Consider the following 20,640-nt stretch of genomic DNA (forward strand, 5'->3'; position numbering starts at 1 on the left):
GGCCTGCGGGTCTTCACAATCCGTCACCCTGACATGACCAGGTCGGTGATTCGCTTTCCTACCCATGTGGGCCATGGCGCAATCCTCCTATCGGGTCAGAAAGTCGCGATCTTCTTCACCCGATCAGCGCATCATTTGACAGACTGCCCCCGCCGCGCCCCGCCCGGGGCCTACCCTTGGGCAATGGACCAGGCTCACGAAGTGCCGGTCGCCAGCGACTCGGCCCCGGCGTCACACCCGACGGATCAGTACGCGCACGTCCTGGACGTCGCGGGGCACCTCGAGCCCGAGCTGGTCCTCTTCCGCCGGGACCTGCACGCCAACCCGGAGCTGAGCCGCGGCGAGTTCCGGACCACCGCGGCCATCGCCGCCCGTCTGGAGCGGGCCGGGCTCGCGCCGCGGGTCCGCTCGGCGGGCTCCGGTCTGGTGTGCGACATCGTGCCGTCGGGTTGTACCGACCCAGGCCGCAAGGGCCCAGGCAGCGAGCGGCTGCCCTTCCTGGCCTTCCGGGCCGACATCGACGCGCTGCCGGTCGAGGAGGTCAACGACCTCGACTTCCGGTCCCGGGTGCCCGGGGTGATGCACGCCTGCGGGCACGACATCCACACCGCCGTGGTCCTCGGCGCCGGGCTGACGCTGGCCGAGCTGGCCCGGCAGGGCCGGCTGGAGCGCCCGGTGCGGCTGATCTTCCAGCCCGCCGAGGAGGTCATGCCCGGCGGGGCGCTGGACCTGGTGGCCGAGGGCGCGCTGGCCGGGGTCAGCAAGATCCTCTCCGTCCACTGCGATCCGAAGCTGGACGTCGGCCACGTCGGGCTGCGCACCGGGGCCCTGACCGCGGCCTGCGACATGGTGTCGCTGACCCTGGACGGCCCCGGCGGGCACACCTCGCGCCCGCACCTGACCGCCGACCTGGTCTACGCGCTGGCCTCGATCGTGACCGAGGTGCCGGCCGCGCTGTCCCGGCGCATCGACCCGCGGGCCGGGCTGTCCCTGGTCTGGGGCCAGATCGCGGCCGGCAGCGCGCCGAACGCCATCCCGGGCACCGGCTCGGCCAAGGGCACCATCCGCACCCTGGACCAGGACGCCTGGAACCAGGCCCCGGACGTGGTGCACGAGCTGGTCGACGCGATCGCCGCGAAGTTCGGGGTCAAGCACACCCTGGACTACGTGCAGGGCGTGCCGCCGGTGGTGAACGAGGCCGAGTCGGTGGCCCTGCTGCGCACCGCCGCCTCCCGGGCCCTGGGCACCACCGCGGTGGTCAGCACCCCGCAGTCCCTCGGCGGCGAGGACTTCGCCTGGTACCTGCAGAAGGTGCCCGGCGCGATGGCCCGGCTGGGGGTGCGCACCCCCGGCGACAAGATGGTGCGCGATCTGCATCAGGGCACGTTCGTCGCCGACGAGGGCGCGATCGGGGCCGGGGTGCGGATGCTCGCGACCGCCGCGCTGTGCGACTGGATCAGCTGACGACGACCGGCCCGGCGCAAACCTAACGGAAGCTCAACGCGCGGCGAACACCCGCGAACGCCTTGAACAGCACTTGGGCTGGGCACCGACGGAATCTTGGTGCCCTATGCCGCTTTCGCGCGCTTAGTCGGCGCTTGGTGCGTGCGCCCCGTAATCCCCCGGCGGCGTCGTGCGATCATGCCGAAAACGATCGCACGTTCCGGGATCACAGGTGTATTGCGATGTGGCCCCGTAAGCGCTGAACTGACTGACCAACAGGGGCGCCCTGCTTACTCTGTCTACCGTTGTCCACATCGTGGCTGTGTTCGAAGCTGTGTTTTCGCAGAAATCTGGAGGGGGAGCCGTGCGCACCACCAACATGACCAGGATCGCCGCCACCGCGGCCGTGGTGGCCCTGGCCGCCGCGGGCTGTGGCTCTAAGTCGACGCCCGCCGCTTCGAGCTCTACGAGCTCGACCGGTTCGTCGTCCTCCACCTCGTCCTCGTCCTCGTCGTCCGGCTCGGCCTCGAACGCGAACTTCCTGGCCTGCATGGTCACCGACACCGGCGGCATCGACGACCGCTCCTTCAACGCCTCGGCCTGGAAGGGCATGCAGGACGCGCAGAGCGACGGCAAGGCGACCGTCAAGTACCTGCAGTCCACCACCGAGAACGACTACGTGCCGAACATCACGCAGCTCGAGGGCCAGAACTGCAAGCTGATCGTCACCGTCGGCGGCCTGATGGCCGACGCCACCGACAGCCAGGCCGCGGCCAAGCCCGGCCAGAACTTCGCGATCGTCGACAACAGCTCGGCGGACACCAAGACCAACAAGCCGATCCCGAACGTGCACGGCCTGGAGTTCAACACCGCGCAGGGCGCGTTCCTGGCCGGCTACCTGGCCGCGGCGTCCTCCAAGTCCGGTGTGGTGGCCACCTGGGGCGGCCAGAACATCCCGCCGGTGACCATCTACATGGACGGCTTCTGGGAAGGCGTCCAGTACTACAACCAGGCCAAGAGCAAGAGCGTCAAGGTCCTGGGCTGGGATGAGACCAACCCCGGCAGCGGCACCTTCGCGAACTCCTTCACGGACACCAACAAGGGCAAGTCGATCACCGACGGCTTCATCAACCAGGGCGCCGACGTCATCTTCCCGGTCGCCGGCGGCGCCGGCCGCGGCGCCACCGCCTCGGCCAAGGCCGGCAAGGCCAAGGTGATCTGGGTCGACACCGACGGCTGTGTCTCGGACTCCGAGGACTGCTCGGTGTTCCTGGCCTCGGTCACCAAGGGCATCGAGACCTCGGTGAAGAAGGTCGTCGAGGACGCCGCGGCCGGCAACTTCAAGGGCGGCACCCAGGACGTCCTGGACCTGTCCAACGGCGGCACCGACCTGGTCTACGGCCAGCAGCTGGGCTCGGCGATCCCGTCCGCGCTGCAGAGCGAGATCACCGCGCTGAAGGCGCAGATCACCAGCGGCGCGATCAAGATCAAGTCGCCGTCCCAGCCGAAGTAACGCCGCCCCCTTCGAGAAGCGATCACGACCGATGCGACTGGAACTCCGTGGCATCACCAAGACGTTCGGGTCGGTGGCGGCGAACTCCGCCATCGACCTGACCGTCGAACCCGGTGAGATCCACTGCCTGTTGGGCGAGAACGGGGCCGGCAAGTCGACCCTGATGAACATCCTCTACGGTCTGCTGACCCCGGATTCCGGGCAGATCGTGGTGGATGGCGAGACGCGCGAGTTCACGTCGCCCGGTGACGCGATCAAGGCCGGGATCGGCATGGTGCACCAGCACTTCATGCTGGTCCCGGTGTTCACCGTCGCCGAGAACCTGGTGCTCGGCAACGAGGAGTCCCGCGGCGGTCCGCTGGGCTGGCTGGACCGGCGCAAGGCCAAGGCCGACGTCAAGGAGGTCTCGGCCCGCTACGGCCTGCCGGTGGACCCCGAGGCGCTGGTCGAGGACCTGCCGGTGGGCGTGCAGCAGCGGGTCGAGATCGTCAAGGCCCTGATGCGGGACGCCGAGGTGCTGATCCTCGACGAGCCGACCGCCGTGCTCACCCCGCAGGAGACCGAGGAGCTGTTCACGGTCATGCGCGGGCTGAAGGCGGCCGGCAAGTCCGTCGTCTTCATCACCCACAAGCTGAACGAGGTCCGGGCGATCGCCGACCGGATCACGGTGATCCGGCGCGGCACCGTGGTCGGCAGCGCCGAGCCCACCGCCTCGGCGCGCGAGCTGGCCTCGCTGATGGTCGGCCGGGACGTGCGGCTGGTCGTGGAGAAGGAGCCGCGCGAGCCCGGCGAGGTCGCGCTGAGTGTGCGGGACTTGAAGGTGACGGACGACCGCGGCTTCCTGGCGGTCGACGACGTCAGCTTCGACCTGCACGCCGGCGAGGTGCTGGGCGTGGCCGGGGTGCAGGGCAACGGCCAGACCGAACTCGTCGAGGCGCTGACCGGGCTGCGCGCCGCGACCGGCTCCGCCGAGCTGTTCGGCCGGCAGCTGGTCGGCGCTTCGCCGCGCGCGGTCCTGCGCCAGGGCCTCGGGCACGTGCCGGAGGACCGGCAGCACGACGGTCTGGTGCCGGACTTCTCCATCGCCGAGAACCTGGTGCTGGACCAGTTCGACAAGAAGCCGTTCGGCGGCCTGCTGACCCTGGACCTGGACGCGATCGCGAAGAACGGCGCCGACCGGCTGGCCGAGTTCGACATCCGCGCCGAGTCCGAGCGCACCCCGGCCGGCGCGCTGTCCGGCGGCAACCAGCAGAAGGTGGTCGTGGCCCGGGCGCTGCAGCGCGATCCCAGCCTGCTGATCGCCTCGCAGCCGACCCGCGGCGTCGACGTCGGCGCCATGGAGTTCATCCACAAGCGGATCATCGAGCAGCGCGACGCCGGCAAGCCGGTGCTGATCGTGTCCACCGAGCTGGACGAGATCACCGCGCTGTCGGACCGGATCGCGGTGATGTACCGGGGCAAGATCGTCGGGATCGTGCCGCCGGACACCTCGAACGAGGAGCTGGGCCTGCTGATGGCCGGCGGTTCGGGGGACGAGGCCGAGGCGGCTGCCGAAACCGACGCCGAAGCAGTTGCAGAGCCGACCTCCGAAACCGACGCCGAAGCAGCCGGCGAAATCGAAGCACCCGCCGAGCCCGCCGCCGAAACCCCGGCCGAAGCCTCGACCGAGAAGTCGGCCGAAGAATCGGCCGAGGCCGCCGCCCGGGCCCCCGAGCGGGAGCCCGCCGACCAGAGCAGTGAGAGCGCCGATGAGTGACCGCCTCAAGCGAATACTCGCCGGGATCGGCTCGGCCAACACGGTCACCGTCACCGTCCTGGCCTTCGTGCTGTCGGTGGTGATCGGCGGCGTCCTGATGATCCTGTCCGACCAGCACCTGCTGAGCGAGTGGGGCTACTTCTTCCAGCACCCCACCGACGCGCTCAGCGGCTCCTGGGACAAGGTCGCCAACGGCTACACCGCGATGTTCCACGGCGCGGTCTACGACCCGCACGCCAAGCAGGCGCTGCGGCCGATCGAGAACACCATCGTGGACGCCACCCCGCTGGTGTTCGCCGGGCTCGCGGTCGCCCTGCCGTTCCGCGCCGGGCTGTTCAACATCGGGGGCCAGAGCCAGCTGATCATCGGCGCGGTCTGCGCCACCTGGGTCGGCTTCAGCATCTCGGCGCCGATGCCGCTGCACGTGCTGCTGGTGATCATCGCCGGCATCATCGGCGGTGCGCTGGTCGGCGGGCTGACCGGGCTGCTCAAGGCCCGGTTCGGGGCGCACGAGGTGATCAGCTCGATCATGCTGAACAACATCGCGCTCGGCGTGCTGGCCTGGCTGATCAAGACCAAGGCCTTCCACGACCCGAACCGCCAGGACGCGATCAGCAAGCCGGTCAAGGACACCGCGCTGCTGCCGGCGATCCACGGCAGCAGCCCGGAGCTGAACTTCTCGACCGTGCTGGCGATCCTGGCCGTGCTGCTGGTCTGGTGGGTGATGTCGCGCTCGACGCTCGGGTTCCGGCTGCGGGCCCTGGGCTCCAACCCGGACGCGGCGCGCACCGCCGGCATCTCGGTGTCCCGCAACCAGGTCTACGCGATGCTGCTGGCCGGCGCTCTGATGGGCCTGGTGGCCGTGACCCAGATCAGCGGCACGCTCTCGGCCTCGCACGCGATGACCACCACCCTGGACAACGGCATCGGCTTCACCGGCATCACGGTGGCGCTGCTGGGCCGGGGCAAGCCGGTCGGGGTGGCGCTGGCCGCGCTGCTGTTCGGCGCGCTGGACGCCGGCGGCGTGGCGATGGAGGCCGCGACCACGCCGACCGTTCCGCACGACGTGGTGACCGTCGTGCAGGCCGTCATCGTGGTCTTCGTGGCCGCGCCGAAGCTGGTGCAGGAGATCTTCCGGCTGCGGGACGTGCGACGCGGTGAGGCCAGCGGCAGCGGTACCGGTGCCGCGCCGTCCGTCGCCCCGGCCACCGCGGTCGACTCCGCGGCGGAGGCGGTGTGATGCGCGCTCTGTCGACGTACGTTCCCGAAGCGGCCCAGGCGGCCTCGATGGTGGAGGTCCACTGATGGCCGTAGCGACGATCGCCGCCGCGCCGACCGCGATAGCCGGCGGCACCGAGGCGGACACCCGGCGGTACACCGCCGGGGCCACGCAGATCATCATGGGCCTGGTGATGCTCCTCGGCTTCGGCCTGGGCACCCGCACCGCCCACGGGGCCAGCACTACCTTCGGCATGACGCTGGTGTCCAAGCAGGGCACGCACGTCCCGGACTGGGTGTTCCCGGCCCGGCCGGTGATCGTGGCGCTGGCCGTCGCGGTCGTCCTGCTCGGCGCGGCGCGGCTGGCCGTGCAGCTGCCCCGGCGCTGGCGGCTGATCGGGACCTCGGTGGTCCTGTTCTGCTTCACCTTCGCGTTCATGGCCTGGAGCGCCGCGGACCCCAAGGGCGGCGAGCGGCTGATCCTGCCGTCGGTGCTGGACTCGATGGTGATCGCGGCGGTGCCGCTGGTCCTGGGCGCCCTCGGCGGCGTGGTCAGCGAGCGCTCCGGCGTGGTCAACGTCGCGATCGAGGGGCAGCTGCTGTTCGGCGGCTTCATGACCGCGCTGGTCGGCACCGCGACGCACAGCCTGTGGATCGGCGTCATCGCCGGCGTGCTGGCCGGGGCGCTGATGGGCCTGCTGCTGGCGGTGCTGGCCATCCGCTACCTCATCGAGCAGGTGGTGCTCGGCGTGGTGCTGAACCTGCTGGCGCTGGGCGTCACCGGCTTCCTGTTCAAGTCGCTGATGCAGACGAACCAGAACTCGTACAACAACCTGACGCCGTTCACCACGGTGCGCATCCCGGGCCTGGCCTCGATCTGGGTGATCGGCCCGGTGGCGTTCGACCAGCCGCTGATCGTCTACATCGCGGTGTTCCTGGTGGTGCTGGTGCACCTGGGCCTGTTCCACACCCGCTGGGGTCTGCGGACCCGCGCGGTCGGCGAGCACCCGGCCGCCGCCGACACCGTCGGGGTCAAGGTGCTGCGCCTGCGTTACCGCAACGTGATGCTCGGCGGCGCCTTCGCCGGCCTGGGCGGCGCGTGGCTGGTCGGCAACGTCGGCAACTTCACGGAGAACATGACCAACGGCAAGGGCTTCATCGCGCTGGCCGCGGTGATTTTCGGCCGCTGGTCGCCGTTCGGCGCACTGGCCGCGGCCGCGCTGTTCGGCTTCACCGACGCGCTGGCCAGCCAGACCTCCTCGCTCCAGCTGCCGATCCCCTCGGACCTGCTGACCACGCTGCCGTATGTGGCGACGCTGTTCGCGGTGGCCGGTCTGATCGGCCGGGTGCGGGCCCCCGCGGCCGACGGCAAGCCTTACATCAAGGGCTAACCTGATCCGATGAATACCGAGATCGACTGGGCCGCCCTGCGCACCGCGGCGCGTGAGGCGATGGCGCACGCTTACGTGCCGTACTCGAAGTTCCCGGTGGGCGCGGCGGCGCTGGTCGACGACGGCCGGATCGTCAGCGGCTGCAACGTGGAGAACGCCTCCTACGGCCTGACGCTGTGCGCCGAGTGCGGCCTGGTGTCCGCGCTGCACGCCTCCGGCGGCGGGCAGCTGGTCGCCTTCGCCTGCGTCGACGGCGCGGGCGCGGCGCTGATGCCCTGCGGGCGCTGCCGGCAGCTGCTCTTCGAGTCCGGCGGCGGCGAGCTGGTGGTGGATCTGGGTCCTGATACGCCGCCCACGAGCCTGGCCGAACTCCTCCCGCGGGCCTTCGGCCCGGACAACCTCAGCACGCACAGCTAGGGAAACCGCACATGGACGCCATCACCGTCATCCGGGCCAAGCGCGACCGCGCGGAACTCACCGACGAGCAGATCGACTGGATCCTCGCCGCCTACACGGACGGCCGGGTGGCCGAGGAGCAGATGGCCGCGCTGGCGATGGCGATCCTGCTGAACGGGATGAACCGGCGCGAGATCGCGCACTGGACGCAGGCGATGATCGCCTCCGGCGAGCGCATGGACTTCTCCGCGCTCACCCGGCCGACCGTGGACAAGCACTCCACCGGCGGCGTCGGCGACAAGATCACGCTGCCGCTGGCCCCGCTGGTGGCGGCCTGCGGCGCGGCGGTGCCGCAGTTGTCCGGGCGCGGCCTGGGCCACACCGGCGGCACCCTGGACAAGCTGGAGTCGATCCCGGGCTGGCGGGCCCGGCTGTCCAACGCCGAGATGCTGGCGGTACTGGCCGACGCCGGCGCGGTGGTCTGCGCGGCCGGCGACGGGCTGGCCCCGGCCGACCGGAAGCTGTACGCGCTGCGCGACGTCACCGGGACCGTCGAGTCGATCCCGCTGATCGCGTCCTCGATCATGTCCAAGAAGATCGCCGAGGGCACCAGCGCGCTGGTGCTGGACGTGAAGTGCGGCAGCGGCGCGTTCATGAAGGACTTCGCGGACGCCCGGGAGCTGGCCGAGACCATGGTCGCCCTCGGCACCGACCACGGCGTGGCCACCACCGCGCTGATCACCGCGATGGACAATCCGCTGGGCCGCACCGCGGGCAACGCGCTGGAGGTGCGCGAGTCGGTCGAGGTGTTGTCCGGCGGCGGCCCGGACGACGTCAGGGAACTGACACTGGCGCTGGCCCGGGAGATGCTGGCGGCGGCCGGTCTGGACGGCGCCGATCCGGCGGACAAGCTCGCCGACGGCTCGGCCCTGGACTCCTGGAAGCGCATGATCCGGGCCCAGGGCGGCGACCCGGATGCCGAACTACCGGTCGCGAAGCAGACCCACGTGGTCACCGCCGAGCGGGCCGGCGTCCTGGTCGGGATGGACTCGTTCAAGGTCGGCGTGGCGGCCTGGCGCCTCGGTGCGGGCCGGGCCCGCAAGGAGGACGCGGTGCAGGCCGGGGCCGGCGTGCAGTGGCACGCGGTGGTCGGCGACACCGTCAAGGCCGGTCAGCCGTTGTTCACGCTGCACACCGACACTCCGGAGACGTTCGACACCGCGCTGGAAAGCCTGGCCGGGGCTTGTGAATTCGCCGACGAGGGGACGGAGTTCACCCGCCCGCCGCTGGTTCTGGATCGCGTCGCCGCTTCCAACCGGTAATGTCTGTCCATGGATGAAGAGCTGATTCGCAGGGCTCCGAAGGCCCTGCTGCACGACCACCTCGACGGTGGTCTGCGCCCGCAGACGGTCATCGAACTGGCCGACCAGTACGGATACACCGGCCTCCCGGAGTTCGACGGCACCGCCGAGGGCCTGGGCCGCTGGTTCGCCGAGGCGGCCGATTCCGGATCGCTGCCGCGCTACCTGGAGACCTTCGACCACACGGTCGGCGTGATGCAGCACGCCGACGCGCTGTTCCGGGTGGCCGCCGAGTGCGCCGAGGACCTGGCCGCCGACGGTGTGGTCTACGCCGAGTCCCGGTACGCGCCCGAGCAGCATCTGGAGGCCGGGCTCAGCCTCGACGAGGTGGTCGAGGCCGTGGACGCCGGGTTCCGCGAGGGCGAGCGGCGGGCCGCGGCCGCCGGGAACCCGATCCGCGTCGGCACCCTGCTGACCGCGATGCGGCACGCCGCGCGCTCCTCGGAGATCGCCGAACTCGCGGTGCGGCACCGGGACCGGGGCGTGTCAGGGTTCGACATCGCCGGGGCCGAGGCCGGCTACCCGCCCACCCGGCACCTGGACGCCTTCGAGTACCTGCGCCGGGAGAACTTCCACTTCACGATCCACGCCGGCGAGGCGTTCGGGCTGCCCTCGATCTGGGAGGCGCTGCAGTGGTGCGGCGCCGATCGGCTCGGGCACGGCGTCACCATCATGGACGACATCCTGGTGGACGCCGAGGGCAGGGCGACGCTGGGCCGGCTGGCGGCGTACGTGCGGGACAAGCGGATCCCGCTGGAGATGTGCCCGACCTCGAACCTGCAGACCGGGGCGGCGCGCTCCTACGAATCCCACCCGATCGGGTTGCTCCGGGAATTGCACTTTCGGGTGACGGTGAACACCGACAACCGGCTGATGAGTTCCACCTCGATGACCCGCGAGTTCGCCGAACTGCACAAGGCCCACGGCTACACGCTGGAGGACATGCAGTGGTTTACGATAAACGCGCTGAAGTCCGCGTTCCTGCCCTTTGACCAGCGGTTGGAGCTGATCAACGAGCAGGTGAAACCGGCCTACGAACGGCTCCGCGACCAGGAGTCCGCGAACCCGGCTTAAGGGGATGCGGCGGGCCGGCAATGGCCCGCACGGCGTTCTGTTATGAGGCCTGGGAACCACCTTTTCGGCGGAGGACGTGTTGGCTTCGCCGAGCCGTTGTCGGTAATTTGCGTATCCGCCGCATCGCACGCCGTGATCGCGGTCCCCTATGCAATCCGCGAGGTATCACCGATGTCGAAGGTCACTCCCAGCGCGCTCCGCGGTCTGAGCGTAGCCGCCGGCACCGTCGGCCTGGTCGCCGTCGGGGCGGCGGTCGCGGCCGGCCAGGCCAGCGCCGCCGACTCCGGGCTGCCGGGGCTCGACGGCAACGGTCTGCCGGTGTCCACCAACGCCGTGCCGGCCGTCGTCGGCGCCGTGGCGCACAACCACGGCACCATCGCCGGCATCCCGCTGTCCGGCCTGCCGGTGGTGGGCCAGATGTCGGGGATGCTGGACAGCGCCTCGCCGACCGCCGACTCCCTGCCGGGCCTGGGCTACGCGGACCTCGGCGAGCTGCCGGTGGGCCGCAGCCGCCCGATGCCGGGCCGCGCGACGTACACCCCGCAGCACGCGGCCCCGGTGCACGCCGCGCCCTTCCACGCCGCTCCCGCGGCCGCCGCCCCGGCCCCGGCCACTCCGCCGGCCGCGGCACCGCTGCCGCAGGCCCCGGCGGCCCCGGCCGCGGCCCCGGTCCCGAACGCGCAGACCGGTCCGCTGGACACCGTCACCAACGCCCTGCACGGCCTGCCGATCGCCGGCCAGCTCGCCGGCCCCGGCGGGAGCCTGCCGGTCATCGGCGGCCTCGGCGGCGGCCTGCCGCTCAGCGGTCTGACCGGCGGCCTGGCGGGCCTCGGCGGCTGAGACCCGAACCGGATCCACCGATGTGCCAACGCCGTCGGGCAAGCTCCGATCCCTTCGCCGACGGCATTCGGAGAACTGAATCAGAGCCCACCGATAGTCCGCCGACACCGCGCCGGACCAGCGGCGAATCAGGCAACTGAGGACGGCGCGAACCACCACCGCGGCGCAGACCCCGCCGCGGTACGAGAACTTTCCCCACCCGAACCCGGGCCGCCGACAGTGAAGACCGTCGGCCCGGATGCCACCCGTGCATCAGGGCACGGACCCAACCCGGCCGCGTTGCCGGTTTCGATAGTTGATCTTTCCGGCGGCCGCGCCGATCCCCGAGACGGGGGTCGCGCGGCCGTCGCGTTTCAGTCGCCGCCGGCCCGGCCCGAGGCCGCCTTCTAACCGGGCGTCTGCCCTAGCAGGCCCGAGCAGTCGTCCCAGCCGTTGGTTCCGCCGCCGCCGGGGACGATGATCCAGGCGGAGGGTTGCTTGCCCGGGTCCGGGAACCGGCGCCAATAGGCGGAGAACGTGCACGCCAGCTGATCCAGGGCCTGGGAGTTCAGCTTCTCCGTGGTGGACGCGTAGTACTGGTGGGCGTTGGACGTGGGTATCAGCTTGAGATCCTGCGGGACCCAGGTGACCATCTGTTCGTCGTCGGTGGTTTTGAGCGCCTGGAGAAGGTCGTTTATCCCCGGCTTCGTGGCGAAGGGGTGGATCTCCGGAATCAGATAGCCGCTTGTGACGGGGATGTAGTACAGCGTCATCTGGTAGGCGGCCGGGGACTGTGAGGAAGATGGCGAACTGCCCGAGCCCGGCGCGCTGAACGGCGCGGTCTGGGCGACGTTCACGCCGGTGGGCTGCACGCCGCAGCCGGTCGCCACGAGGCCCAGACCCGTCGCGAGCACAGCGGCGATGGCAAGGCGCTTCACAGCTGGACTCCGGACTGCAGGAAGGGGAGCCGCAGCGTGAAGACCGCGCCGCCCTCGGGGTGGTTGGCGCCGGTGAGTTCGCCGCCGTGGATGTGGGCGTTCTCGAAGGCGATCGACAGCCCCAGACCGCTGCCCTCGGAACGGACCCGCGCCTTGTCCGCCTTGTAGAAGCGCTCGAAGATGTGCTCCAGGGCGTCCGGTGGGATGCCTGGTCCATGGTCCCGCACCTGCAGGACCAGGTTCGGCCCGAGCACGCCGATGCCGAGTTCCACCGGACCGTCGCCGCCGTGCTTTATGGCGTTGCCGACCATGTTCGCCACGATGACGTCGATCCTCCGCTTGTCGACGGCCACGACCATGCTCTCCGGAACGCCGAGGGTCACACGACCGGTCCAGCCGCGGGCGTCCAGGCAGCCCTGCACCAGCGCCACCAGGTCGATTTCCTCCCGGCGCAGCTCCGCCGTGCCCGCGTCGAATCGGGAGATCTCCATCAAGTCCTCGACGAGCCGGGCCAGCCGCCGGGTCTCGTTGACGATGAGCTGGGCGGCCGGCGCACTCTCGTCGCCGACGTCGGTCGCCTCTTCGAGCATGTCCGTGACGGCGGTCATCGCGGTGAGCGGAGTGCGCAGTTCGTGCGAGACGTCCGCGACGAAGCGCCGGGAGGAGGCCTCCAACGACCGCAGTTCCGCGATCGAGCGTTCCAGCGCCTCGGCGGTTTCGTTGAAGGTACGCGAGACGTCCGCGACCTCGTCGTTGCCCCGCACCTCGACCCGGGTATCCAGCTTGCCGGACCCCAATCGCCGGGCCGCGATCCCCAGGCGCCGCAACGGGAGCAGCACACCCCGCGAGGCGACCAGGCCCAGGAGCAGCGATATCGCTATCGCGATCGCCGCGGCGATCGCCGAGTTCTGACCGAGCCGGTCCAGATCCTCCTGTTGCGGCTCCAGGCTGACGAAGTCGTAGACCTCGATCCCGTTGGGCTGCACCGAGCTGCCGATGATCAGCGTGGGCTGGCCGTTCACCGTGGTGCGCTGCCAGGCGATGCCATCGCGCGCGTGGGTTCGCAGGTCCACCGGGACGGCGTCGTAGGGGATCGGCGGGTTGGTGGACCCCACGGTCATCCCGTCGCGGTTCACGACCCAGCCGTTGCCCCCGGCGGACTGCTGCAGCTGGTTCGCCAGGAAGTACAGGCTGGTCGTCGTGGTCGACGTGGGCGTGGAAGGCGAGGCCTGCTCCAACGGCTGGACGTTCTGGTTGACCGCCGCCTTGAACTGCTGCTCGGCGGTGTCCAGAACGCGGTTCATCAACGACTGCCGCGTCAGCACATAGGAAACCCCGGTCACCGCCACCGACGTCATCAGCGCCACCGCCGCGAACGCCGCCAGCAGCCGCATCCGCAGCCCGGTCAGCCGCAACGGCCGCTTGTGCCGCCGCCGCTCGCGGTCGGCGCGGCGCGGCAGCTCCTGGACCTTCGGCAGCTTGCCGGAGCCCTTGCCGTCCTTCGGCTTGTCCCTAGGGCTGTCCTTGAAGCCGCCCTTGGGTTTCTCCTTAAGCACAGGTCACACCCAAGCAGGCGTGACTCTGAGTGGGCAAGCCAGTGCCCTGCGTGGCGAAACTATGCCCACCCGCGCTCATCGGGGCGGGTCCAGCCGGTAGCCGACGCCGCGCACCGTCTTGATGAGCGTCGGTTCGGCGGGGACGTCCTCGACCTTCGCGCGCAGGCGCTGGACGCAGGCGTCCACCAGGCGGGAGTCGCCGAGGTAGTCGTGCTCCCACACCAGGCGCAGGAGTTGTTGGCGGGACAGGGCCTGGCCGGCGTGGCGGGACAGCTCCATCACCAGCTTCAGCTCGGTCGGGGTCAACGGGATCGGGGTGCCCCGCTTGCTCACCGTCATGGCTGAGCGGTCCACCGTCAAGTCCCCGTAGACCGCGATGTCGCTGGTCTCGCGTTCGCCGCGGCGCAGGACGGCGCGGATGCGGGCGTCCAGGACGCGGGGCTGGACCGGCTTCACGACGTAGTCGTCGGCGCCGGACTCCAGGCCGACCACGACGTCGATGTCGTCGCTGCGGGCGGTGAGCAGGATGATCGGGAGCTGTTCGGTGCGGCGGATCTGGCGGCAGACCTCGAAGCCGTCCACGCCGGGCAGCATGACGTCCAGGACGATCAGGTCGGGGCGCACGGTCTTGTAGCTGGCCAGCGCCTCCTCGCCGCTCGCGGCGACGGCCACCTGGTGGCCCTGGCGGGTCAGGGCCAGCTGGAGCGCCGTACGGATCGCGGCGTCGTCTTCGACCAGGAGCAGGGACGGCATGGGTGCCATTCTGCCTTGACCTGGGCGGCTCTCAGGAAGCCTTCAGGTAAGGGCTGTTGCACTCCTGTGACACGTCGCGGACGAAGCGCGGAAGGGCGACGGCGAGCCTTCTAGCTATGACGGACCATGCCCCCGACGTACGCGGCCCGCGCGACGACTTCACGGAGTACGTCGCGACCCGCCGCTCGACGCTGCTGCGCGCGGCCTGCCAGCTCACTTCCAACCCCGCCGATGCCGAGGACCTGTTGCAGGAAGGCCTGGTCAAGGTCTACGGCGCCTGGCACCGCATCGCCGACAAGCGAGTGGCGCACGCCTATGTGCGGCGCACCATGTCCAATCACCAGATATCCCAGTGGCGGCGGCACCGGGTCGAGGAGTACCCGTCCTCGGACGAGCTGCCGGACTCGGCGGTGTGGGATCTGGACACCGAGCGTATTGAGTTGCGTACAGTCCTGAACCACGCGCTGGCCGCGCTCCCGCACCGCGACCGGCAGGTTCTGGCGCTGCGCTACTACGGTTCGTACACGGACTCCGAGATCGCCGAGCGGCTCGGGATGTCCGTGGGTACGGTGAAGTCCACCTTGTGGCGCGCGTTGAGGAAACTGCGCGAGAACGGCGCCGTGCGGACATTGCACGCTGATCTGGTGGCCGCCTGACAAGGTCTGAGTGCCGGTCGCGGTCCCGAGTCGGACCCGTAGTGGACTAGGTGCTTGTATTTCTTTGGTAAAGGCAAACCGGCGTCAATCCATAGATAACGCGATGAGCTGAGCGTTTCGTGTTCCCGCGCCTCCGGTTGTGTGGAAGGCTGTTCGCCGAAGACTGACCGACTCACAGTTAGGGGCAACGAGGTCATGCCTCCGATAGCTCAGCGCCTCCGCGAACCGGCGGCCTTTGTGCTGCTGGCCTACGGCGCGATCAGCACGCTGTTCAACACCATCACGTTCTTGTTCGGCCCGGGTGAGGGTACCAACAGCGGGTTCGGCACCATCAAACCGTCCTTCTCCGACCGGGCCGTGGGCGAGGTCGGGAGCCTCCTGAACATCGTCGTCGTGGGCGCGGTGGTGGCCGGGGTGGTGCTGGCGCACCTGCCGTCGAATCTGAAGAACGCCAAGGTCATCACGCTGGCGTCGTTGATCACCCTGGGCGTCGCGGACCTGTTCGGCGTCGTCGCGCTGTTCTCCGCCCTCGGCGCCAACGGCGTCACCGGCTGGGACAAGACCTCGACCTTCTTCATCTCGCTGGGCGCGCTGGCGGTCGACGGCATCGGTACCTGGCTGGTCCTGGGCTTCTTCCAGCATCACCACCAGCCGGCCAAGCCGGTCGGCGGTTTCCAGCAGCCGCAGCCGCAGCAGCAGTGGGGCCCGGGCCCGCAGCAGCAGCAGCCGTGGCAGCAGCAGCCGCAGGCGGGTCCGCCGCCGCAGCAGCAGCCGTGGGGCCCGCCGCCCCAGCAGCAGGCGCCGCAGCCGACCGCGCCGCAGCAGCAGCAACCGCAGCCGCAGTGGGGTCAGCCGCAGCAGGATGCCGACGCGATGATGACGCAGGCCATCCCGACGGTGCCGTCGGGTCCGGGGCCGCAGGGTCAGCCGCAGCAGCAGCAACCGCCGCAGCAGCAGCAGCCTCCGCAGCAGGATGGCGGGCTGCCGATCGGCAACTGGACCGCGGAGTGACGTTGCGTCCGTAGCAGGAACCACGGGGAGGGCCGGCCTTGGGCCGGCCCTCCTGCTTTTCCGGTGTGTCAGTGTTCAGCGTTCAGGGCCTCGGCCTCAGCGTTCGGCGTTCAGTGCAGGAGCTTGCCCACCACCGGGACCTCCGCCAGCGGCAGCCCGTCGTGGAACGGCGCGGTGACCGGGAACGTCGACAGGTCCATGCCGCCCACCGGCACGTGCAGGTTGTTCGACAGCACATCCAGCGGCGTGTGGGCGAGCGGGTACAGCGGCGTGGCGGCGAGCCCGGCGGTGGCCTGGTGGAAGGTCGCCATGGCCGTGGCGGTGCCGGCGTCGGCGCTGGGCGCGTCGGAGGACTGGGACGCGGCGTGTGCGGCCGGGGCGGCGACCAGGGCGAGGCCGGACAGGGCGGCCAGGCCGAGGGCGCGCCGGGCGGTGGAGTGGGGGTTGATGGACATGTCCGCTCCAACGACAGTGGGTGCCCCGCCGTTACGACGGGGCACCCACTGGTGACTTCCGGTGAGGGGTGTCAGATCCCGACCGGGTGCCAGACCGTCTTGGTCTCCAGGAACGGCTTCACCCGCGCCAGCCCCGGATCGGCGCTCCAGTCGTAGCCGGCCGCCGGCCGCACGACCCGCTTCAGGTTCTCCGCGGCCGAGACCTCCAGGTCCCGGGCCAGCGTCGAGCCGGCCTGGATCCCGGCCAGGTCCAGGGCGTTCACGTCCAGGTGCGAGGCCAGCCACGGGGCCAGCTCGGCCGGGGCGCCGGTCAGGATGTTGACGACGCCGCCGGGCAGGTCGGACGTCGCCATCACCTCGCCGAGGGTCACCGCCGGCACCGCGGCCGCGTCCGGCGCCACCACCACGACGGCGTTGCCGCCGACGATCGCCGGGGCGACGACCGAGGTCAGCCCGAGCAGCGTCGGCCGGGCCGGGGCCAGCAGCGCCACCACGCCGGTCGGCTCCGGCGAGGAGACGTTCCAGTACGGCCCGGCGACCGGGTTGGCCGAGCCGAGCACCTGCGTGAGCTTGTCCGACCAGCCCGCGTACCAGACCCAGCGGTCGACCGCGGCGTCCACCTGCGCGTAGCCGGCGGCCACGTTCACGCCCTCGACGCTCGCGATCTGCTGCGCGAACTGGTCACGGCGCTCTTCCAGCATCTCCGCGATCCGGTACAGGATCTGGCCCCGGTTGTAAGCCGTGGCCTTGGCCCAGCCGGCCTGCGCCGACCGGGCCGCGCGCACCGCGTCCCGCGCGTCCTTGCGCGAGGCCTGGGCCGCGTTGGCGATGAACTCGCCGGAGGGTGCCGTCACCACGTAGCTTCGTCCACTCTCCGAGCGCGGGAAGGCGCCGCCGATGTAGAGCTTGTAGGTCTTGCGGACCGAGGAACGCGGCGTGGCCGGAGCCGGAGCCGGAGCCGGCGACGGAGCCGGCGACGTCACCACGGCTGCTTGCGGCGCGGCCTTCGCGGCCTTCGCAGCCTTCCCGGCCTTCGGGGTCTTCTTGGCGTCAGCCTTCTTGGTCTCAGCCTTCTTGGTCTCAGACATCGAGGTAAGCCTCCAGACCGTGGCGCCCGCCCTCGCGGCCGTACCCGGACTCCTTGTACCCGCCGAACGGCGAGGTGGGGTCGAAGCGGTTGAACGTGTTCGCCCACACCACGCCGGCGCGCATTTGTTTCGCCAGCCAGAGGATCCGCGAACCCTTGTCCGTCCACACGCCCGCGGACAGGCCGTAGGCGGTGTTGTTGGCCTTCTCCACGGCCTCGGCCGGGGTCCGGAACGTCAGCACCGACAGCACCGGCCCGAAGATCTCCTCGTGGGCGATCCGGTGCGCCTGCGAGACGCCGGTGAAGATGGTCGGGGCGAAGAAGAAGCCGCGCTCGGGCAGCTCGCACGGCGGCGACCAGCGGGTCGCGCCCTCGGCCTCGCCGGCCTCGGTCAGGGTCCGGATCTTCGCCAGCTGCTCGGCGGAGTTGATCGCGCCGATGTCGGTGTTCTTGTCCAGCGGGTCGCCGACCCGCAGCGTCTTCATCCGCTCCCGCAGCCGGTCCACGACCTCCTCGGCGACCGACTCCTGCACCAGCAGCCGGGACCCGGCGCAGCAGACGTGCCCCTGGTTGAAGAAGATGCCGTCGACGATGCCCTCGATCGCCTGCTCCAGCGGGGCGTCCTCGAAGACCAGGTTGGCCGCCTTGCCGCCGAGCTCCAGCGTCACCTTCTTCGAGGTCCCGGCCACCTGCTTGGCGATCATGCGGCCGACCTCGGTGGAGCCGGTGAAGGCCACCTTGTCCACGCCGGGGTGCCCGACCACGGCCGCGCCGGTCGCCCCGGCGCCGGTCAGGATGTTCACCACGCCCGGCGGCAGATCAGCCTGCTGACAGATCTCGGCGAACAGCAGCGCGGTCAGCGGGGTGGTCTCGGCGGGCTTGAGGACCACGGTGTTCCCGCACGCCAGCGCCGGCGCCACCTTCCAGGCCAGCATCAGCAGCGGGAAGTTCCACGGGATGACCTGGCCGGCCACGCCCAGCGGCCGGGGGTCCGGGCCGAGGTTGGCGTGGCCGAGCTTGTCGGCCCAGCCGGCGTAGTAGAAGAAGTGCGCGGCGGCCAGCGGGATGTCGACGTCGCGGGACTCGCGGATCGGCTTGCCGTTGTCCAGCGACTCCAGGACGGCCAGTTCGCGGGCCCGCTCCTGGATGATGCGCGCGATGCGGAAGATGTACTTGGCGCGCTCGTTGCCGGGCATGCGGGACCAGACCTCGTCGTAGGCCCGGCGCGCGACGGCCACGGCCCGGTCCACGTCGGCCGCGTCGGCCATCGCGACCTCGGCCAGCACCTCCTCGGTGGCCGGGTTGACCGACTTGAAGGCGCCGGCCGAGCCGTCGACGAACTCGCCGTCCACGAACAGGCCGTAGGACGGCTTCAGGTCCACGACCGAGCGGGACTCCGGCGCCGGAGCGTAGTCAAAGAGGCCCATGGTCAGTCCACCGTCACGTAGTCGGGGCCGGAGTACACGCCGGTGGCGAGCTTGCGGCGTTGCAGCAGCAGGTCGTTGAGCAGGCTGGAGGCGCCGAAGCGGAACCAGTCCGGGGACAGCCAGTCCGGGCCGGCGGTCTCGTTCACCGTCACCAGGTACTTGATCGCGTCCTTGGCGGTGCGGATGCCGCCGGCCGGCTTCACGCCGACCTGCCGGCCGGTCTGCGCGCGGAAGTCGCGGACCGACTCCAGCATCAGCAGGGTCACCGGCAGCGTGGCGGCCGGGCTCACCTTGCCGGTGGAGGTCTTGATGAAGTCGGCGCCGGAGAGCATCGCGAGCCAGGAGGCGCGCTTGACGTTGTCGTAGGTGGCCAGCTCGCCGGTCTCCAGGATCACCTTGAGGTGGGCGTCGTGGCCGCCGGTGCGGCAGGCCTGCTTGACCGCGGCGATCTCCTCGGCGACGGCGCCGTACCGGCCGGACAGGAAGGCGCCGCGGTCGATCACCATGTCGATCTCGTCGGCCCCGGCCTCGACCGCGGCGGCGGTGTCGGCCAGCTTCACGGCCAGCGGCGCGCGGCCGCTCGGGAACGCCGTGGCCACCGAGGCCACCTTGATGCCGGTGCCGGCCAGCGCCGCCTTGGCGGTGGCGACCATGTCGCCGTAGACGCAGATGGCGGCCACGCTCGGGCACTCGGGTTGATCAGGCTCGGGGTGCGCGCCCTTGGCGCACAGGGCCCGGACCTTCCCCGGCGTGTCGGCGCCCTCCAGGGTGGTCAGGTCCACCATCCGCACGGCCAGGTCCAGCGCCTCGGCCTTCGCGGTGGTCTTGATAGATCGGGTCCCCAGTCGCGCGGCGCGGGCGTCGGCACCCACCTGGTCCACCGGCGGCAGGCCGTGGAGGAGGCGGCGCAGGCCCGCGTCGTCGAGGGCGAGTTGTGCGGTCACGCCGACCACGGTAGTCGTGCCGCTCTTGCCGGTGAAATGGCAGGTCTTGCCGATCACCGGTTGGTCACAATCGCTTCGCGGTCTCGGAGCGTGGGACGGGGGGTGGCAGAATCGGGAGTATGCGACTCAAATCCCCGGCCCCGGCAGACGGCGCGACGGCGTCGCCCGTGGAGAAGCCCACCTCCTACCGCACCGTCGGCTCCCTCGGGACCGGCGTTCTGCTGGTGGTCTTCGGCGGGATCTTCCTGCTCGCGTTCGGCCTCGGCTCGGAGAAGCACCCGGTCGGCTCCACGATCGGCCTGTTCATGATGGTCTGCGGCGCGGTCGGCGGCCTCTACCCGGCCGCCTTCAGCCACCCCGACCGCCTGGCGATCCGCAACCCCTTCCGCCGCATCGACATCAGCTGGCCCCGCGTGGACGCCATCTCGGCCCGCCTGTCCACGGTGGTAGAGACCGTGGCCGAGGAGGGCAAGCCGCACAAGTTCACCGTCTGGGCCATCCCGGTCTCGATGCACGAGCGCCGCAAGTCCGACCGGGCCATAACGAAGAAGGTCCGCACCGCCCGCGCCGAGTCGGCCAAACAGGCAGCCGGCGCCGGCGACGTGGCGGGCAGCGCGATCGGCGCCGCCGGCTACGGCCGCCCCAAGACGCTGCGCGACGACCCGGTGGAGACCCTGGCCTTCGCCGACCAGGCCGTGGTGGAGATGCGCGACCGCAAGCGGATGTGCGCGACGTCGGTGGAGAAGGCGGCGCCGACGAAGGTGACGTGGACCTGGTACACGCTGGCGCCTTTCGGGGTGAGTCTGGCGCTGGTGGTCGCGGCGGTCGCGGGGGCTTTTTAG

Annotated in this window: 19 protein-coding genes; 12 read left to right on the plus strand and 7 right to left on the minus strand. The window is 70.7% G+C overall.

Going from position 1 to position 20,640, the window contains the following annotated elements:
• The first annotated feature begins 183 nt into the window (after positions 1-183).
• From KGQ19_RS37800 to KGQ19_RS37840, 9 genes are all read left to right on the plus strand, one after another.
• Positions 184-1,464 (plus strand): amidohydrolase, encoded by a 1,281-nt coding sequence (locus KGQ19_RS37800; RefSeq protein ID WP_212018391.1) that lies wholly within the window; start codon positions 184-186, stop codon positions 1,462-1,464.
• Between the two features lie 343 nt (positions 1,465-1,807).
• On the plus strand, positions 1,808-2,956 hold the full coding sequence (locus tag KGQ19_RS37805) for a BMP family lipoprotein (protein WP_212018393.1): 1,149 nt from the start codon (positions 1,808-1,810) through the stop codon (positions 2,954-2,956).
• Positions 2,957-2,987: 31 nt separating this feature from the next.
• Positions 2,988-4,712 (plus strand): ABC transporter ATP-binding protein, encoded by a 1,725-nt coding sequence (locus tag KGQ19_RS37810; protein ID WP_212018395.1) that lies wholly within the window; start codon positions 2,988-2,990, stop codon positions 4,710-4,712.
• Positions 4,705-5,952, plus strand: coding sequence for an ABC transporter permease (locus tag KGQ19_RS37815; RefSeq protein WP_212018397.1), 1,248 nt, complete (start codon positions 4,705-4,707; stop codon positions 5,950-5,952). The genes KGQ19_RS37810 and KGQ19_RS37815 overlap by 8 nt, the downstream gene beginning before the upstream one ends.
• Before the next feature lie 64 nt (positions 5,953-6,016).
• Positions 6,017-7,321 (plus strand): ABC transporter permease, encoded by a 1,305-nt coding sequence (locus KGQ19_RS37820; RefSeq protein ID WP_212018399.1) that lies wholly within the window; start codon positions 6,017-6,019, stop codon positions 7,319-7,321.
• A gap of 9 nt (positions 7,322-7,330) precedes the next feature.
• Positions 7,331-7,738 carry a cytidine deaminase gene (locus tag KGQ19_RS37825; protein ID WP_212018401.1) on the plus strand — a complete coding sequence of 136 codons (408 nt, stop codon included), beginning with the start codon at positions 7,331-7,333 and terminating at the stop codon, positions 7,736-7,738.
• Positions 7,739-7,749: 11 nt separating this feature from the next.
• Positions 7,750-9,039 (plus strand): thymidine phosphorylase, encoded by a 1,290-nt coding sequence (locus KGQ19_RS37830; protein ID WP_212018403.1) that lies wholly within the window; start codon positions 7,750-7,752, stop codon positions 9,037-9,039.
• A gap of 9 nt (positions 9,040-9,048) precedes the next feature.
• On the plus strand, positions 9,049-10,152 hold the full coding sequence (locus KGQ19_RS37835) for an adenosine deaminase (RefSeq protein WP_212018405.1): 1,104 nt from the start codon (positions 9,049-9,051) through the stop codon (positions 10,150-10,152).
• 171 nt (positions 10,153-10,323) lie between these two features.
• On the plus strand, positions 10,324-10,992 hold the full coding sequence (locus KGQ19_RS37840; RefSeq protein WP_212018407.1) for a hypothetical protein: 669 nt from the start codon (positions 10,324-10,326) through the stop codon (positions 10,990-10,992).
• Positions 10,993-11,378: 386 nt separating this feature from the next.
• On the opposite strand, the gene KGQ19_RS37845 is transcribed toward KGQ19_RS37840, so the two are convergent.
• From KGQ19_RS37845 to KGQ19_RS37855, 3 genes are all read right to left on the minus strand, one after another.
• The gene (locus tag KGQ19_RS37845) at positions 11,379-11,909 is read right to left on the minus strand and encodes a hypothetical protein (protein ID WP_212018409.1); all 531 of its coding nucleotides are present in this window, start codon (positions 11,907-11,909) and stop codon (positions 11,379-11,381) included.
• A complete protein-coding gene (locus tag KGQ19_RS37850) occupies positions 11,906-13,465 on the minus strand; it encodes an ATP-binding protein (protein WP_212018411.1) in 1,560 nt (519 codons plus the stop codon). Before KGQ19_RS37850 ends, KGQ19_RS37845 begins: the two co-directional genes overlap by 4 nt.
• Before the next feature lie 75 nt (positions 13,466-13,540).
• A complete protein-coding gene (locus tag KGQ19_RS37855) occupies positions 13,541-14,218 on the minus strand; it encodes a response regulator (RefSeq protein WP_212018413.1) in 678 nt (225 codons plus the stop codon).
• A gap of 116 nt (positions 14,219-14,334) precedes the next feature.
• Here KGQ19_RS37855 and KGQ19_RS37860 point away from each other — a divergent pair, with 116 nt between their 5' ends.
• Together KGQ19_RS37860 and KGQ19_RS37865 are read left to right on the plus strand one after the other, a co-directional pair.
• Complete coding sequence (locus KGQ19_RS37860; protein ID WP_212018415.1) at positions 14,335-14,874, plus strand: SigE family RNA polymerase sigma factor; 540 nt, start codon at positions 14,335-14,337, stop codon at positions 14,872-14,874.
• Positions 14,875-15,069: 195 nt separating this feature from the next.
• Positions 15,070-15,885, plus strand: a complete 816-nt coding sequence (locus KGQ19_RS37865) for a hypothetical protein (RefSeq protein WP_212018417.1) — start codon at positions 15,070-15,072, stop codon at positions 15,883-15,885.
• Positions 15,886-15,995: 110 nt separating this feature from the next.
• Here KGQ19_RS37865 and KGQ19_RS37870 read toward each other — a convergent pair whose 3' ends face one another.
• The 4 genes from KGQ19_RS37870 to deoC all read right to left on the minus strand — a co-directional run bounded on the left by KGQ19_RS37870 (position 15,996) and on the right by deoC (position 19,798).
• Positions 15,996-16,340 carry a hypothetical protein gene (locus KGQ19_RS37870; RefSeq protein WP_212018419.1) on the minus strand — a complete coding sequence of 115 codons (345 nt, stop codon included), beginning with the start codon at positions 16,338-16,340 and terminating at the stop codon, positions 15,996-15,998.
• A gap of 71 nt (positions 16,341-16,411) precedes the next feature.
• Positions 16,412-17,428 carry an aldehyde dehydrogenase family protein gene (locus tag KGQ19_RS37875; RefSeq protein WP_212018421.1) on the minus strand — a complete coding sequence of 339 codons (1,017 nt, stop codon included), beginning with the start codon at positions 17,426-17,428 and terminating at the stop codon, positions 16,412-16,414.
• On the minus strand, positions 17,421-18,854 hold the full coding sequence (locus tag KGQ19_RS37880) for an aldehyde dehydrogenase family protein (protein WP_212018423.1): 1,434 nt from the start codon (positions 18,852-18,854) through the stop codon (positions 17,421-17,423). The genes KGQ19_RS37875 and KGQ19_RS37880 overlap by 8 nt, the downstream gene beginning before the upstream one ends.
• A gap of 2 nt (positions 18,855-18,856) precedes the next feature.
• Complete coding sequence (gene deoC / locus KGQ19_RS37885) at positions 18,857-19,798, minus strand: deoxyribose-phosphate aldolase (protein ID WP_212018427.1); 942 nt, start codon at positions 19,796-19,798, stop codon at positions 18,857-18,859.
• Positions 19,799-19,917: 119 nt separating this feature from the next.
• Between deoC and KGQ19_RS37890 the strand changes: the two genes are divergently transcribed.
• On the plus strand, positions 19,918-20,640 hold the full coding sequence (locus KGQ19_RS37890; protein WP_212018425.1) for a hypothetical protein: 723 nt from the start codon (positions 19,918-19,920) through the stop codon (positions 20,638-20,640).

Origin of the sequence: Catenulispora pinistramenti, from assembly GCF_018274385.1 — a bacterium.
GTDB lineage: Bacteria > Actinomycetota > Actinomycetes > Streptomycetales > Catenulisporaceae > Catenulispora > Catenulispora pinistramenti.

Excerpts from the sequence above, each read along its gene's own strand:
- KGQ19_RS37800 (WP_212018391.1), top strand. The coding sequence starts at position 184 with ATGGACCAGGCTCACGAAGTGCCGGTCGCCAGCGACTCGGCCCCGGCG.
- KGQ19_RS37810 (WP_212018395.1), top strand. The coding sequence starts at position 2,988 with ATGCGACTGGAACTCCGTGGCATCACCAAGACGTTCGGGTCGGTGGCG.
- KGQ19_RS37815 (WP_212018397.1), top strand. The coding sequence starts at position 4,705 with ATGAGTGACCGCCTCAAGCGAATACTCGCCGGGATCGGCTCGGCCAAC.
- KGQ19_RS37820 (WP_212018399.1), top strand. The coding sequence starts at position 6,017 with ATGGCCGTAGCGACGATCGCCGCCGCGCCGACCGCGATAGCCGGCGGC.
- KGQ19_RS37825 (WP_212018401.1), top strand. The coding sequence starts at position 7,331 with ATGAATACCGAGATCGACTGGGCCGCCCTGCGCACCGCGGCGCGTGAG.
- KGQ19_RS37830 (WP_212018403.1), top strand. The coding sequence starts at position 7,750 with ATGGACGCCATCACCGTCATCCGGGCCAAGCGCGACCGCGCGGAACTC.
- KGQ19_RS37835 (WP_212018405.1), top strand. The coding sequence starts at position 9,049 with ATGGATGAAGAGCTGATTCGCAGGGCTCCGAAGGCCCTGCTGCACGAC.
- KGQ19_RS37840 (WP_212018407.1), top strand. The coding sequence starts at position 10,324 with ATGTCGAAGGTCACTCCCAGCGCGCTCCGCGGTCTGAGCGTAGCCGCC.
- KGQ19_RS37855 (WP_212018413.1), bottom strand. The coding sequence starts at position 14,218 with ATGCCGTCCCTGCTCCTGGTCGAAGACGACGCCGCGATCCGTACGGCG.
- KGQ19_RS37860 (WP_212018415.1), top strand. The coding sequence starts at position 14,335 with ATGACGGACCATGCCCCCGACGTACGCGGCCCGCGCGACGACTTCACG.
- KGQ19_RS37865 (WP_212018417.1), top strand. The coding sequence starts at position 15,070 with ATGCCTCCGATAGCTCAGCGCCTCCGCGAACCGGCGGCCTTTGTGCTG.
- KGQ19_RS37870 (WP_212018419.1), bottom strand. The coding sequence starts at position 16,340 with ATGTCCATCAACCCCCACTCCACCGCCCGGCGCGCCCTCGGCCTGGCC.
- KGQ19_RS37875 (WP_212018421.1), bottom strand. The coding sequence starts at position 17,428 with ATGTCTGAGACCAAGAAGGCTGAGACCAAGAAGGCTGACGCCAAGAAG.
- KGQ19_RS37880 (WP_212018423.1), bottom strand. The coding sequence starts at position 18,854 with ATGGGCCTCTTTGACTACGCTCCGGCGCCGGAGTCCCGCTCGGTCGTG.
- KGQ19_RS37890 (WP_212018425.1), top strand. The coding sequence starts at position 19,918 with ATGCGACTCAAATCCCCGGCCCCGGCAGACGGCGCGACGGCGTCGCCC.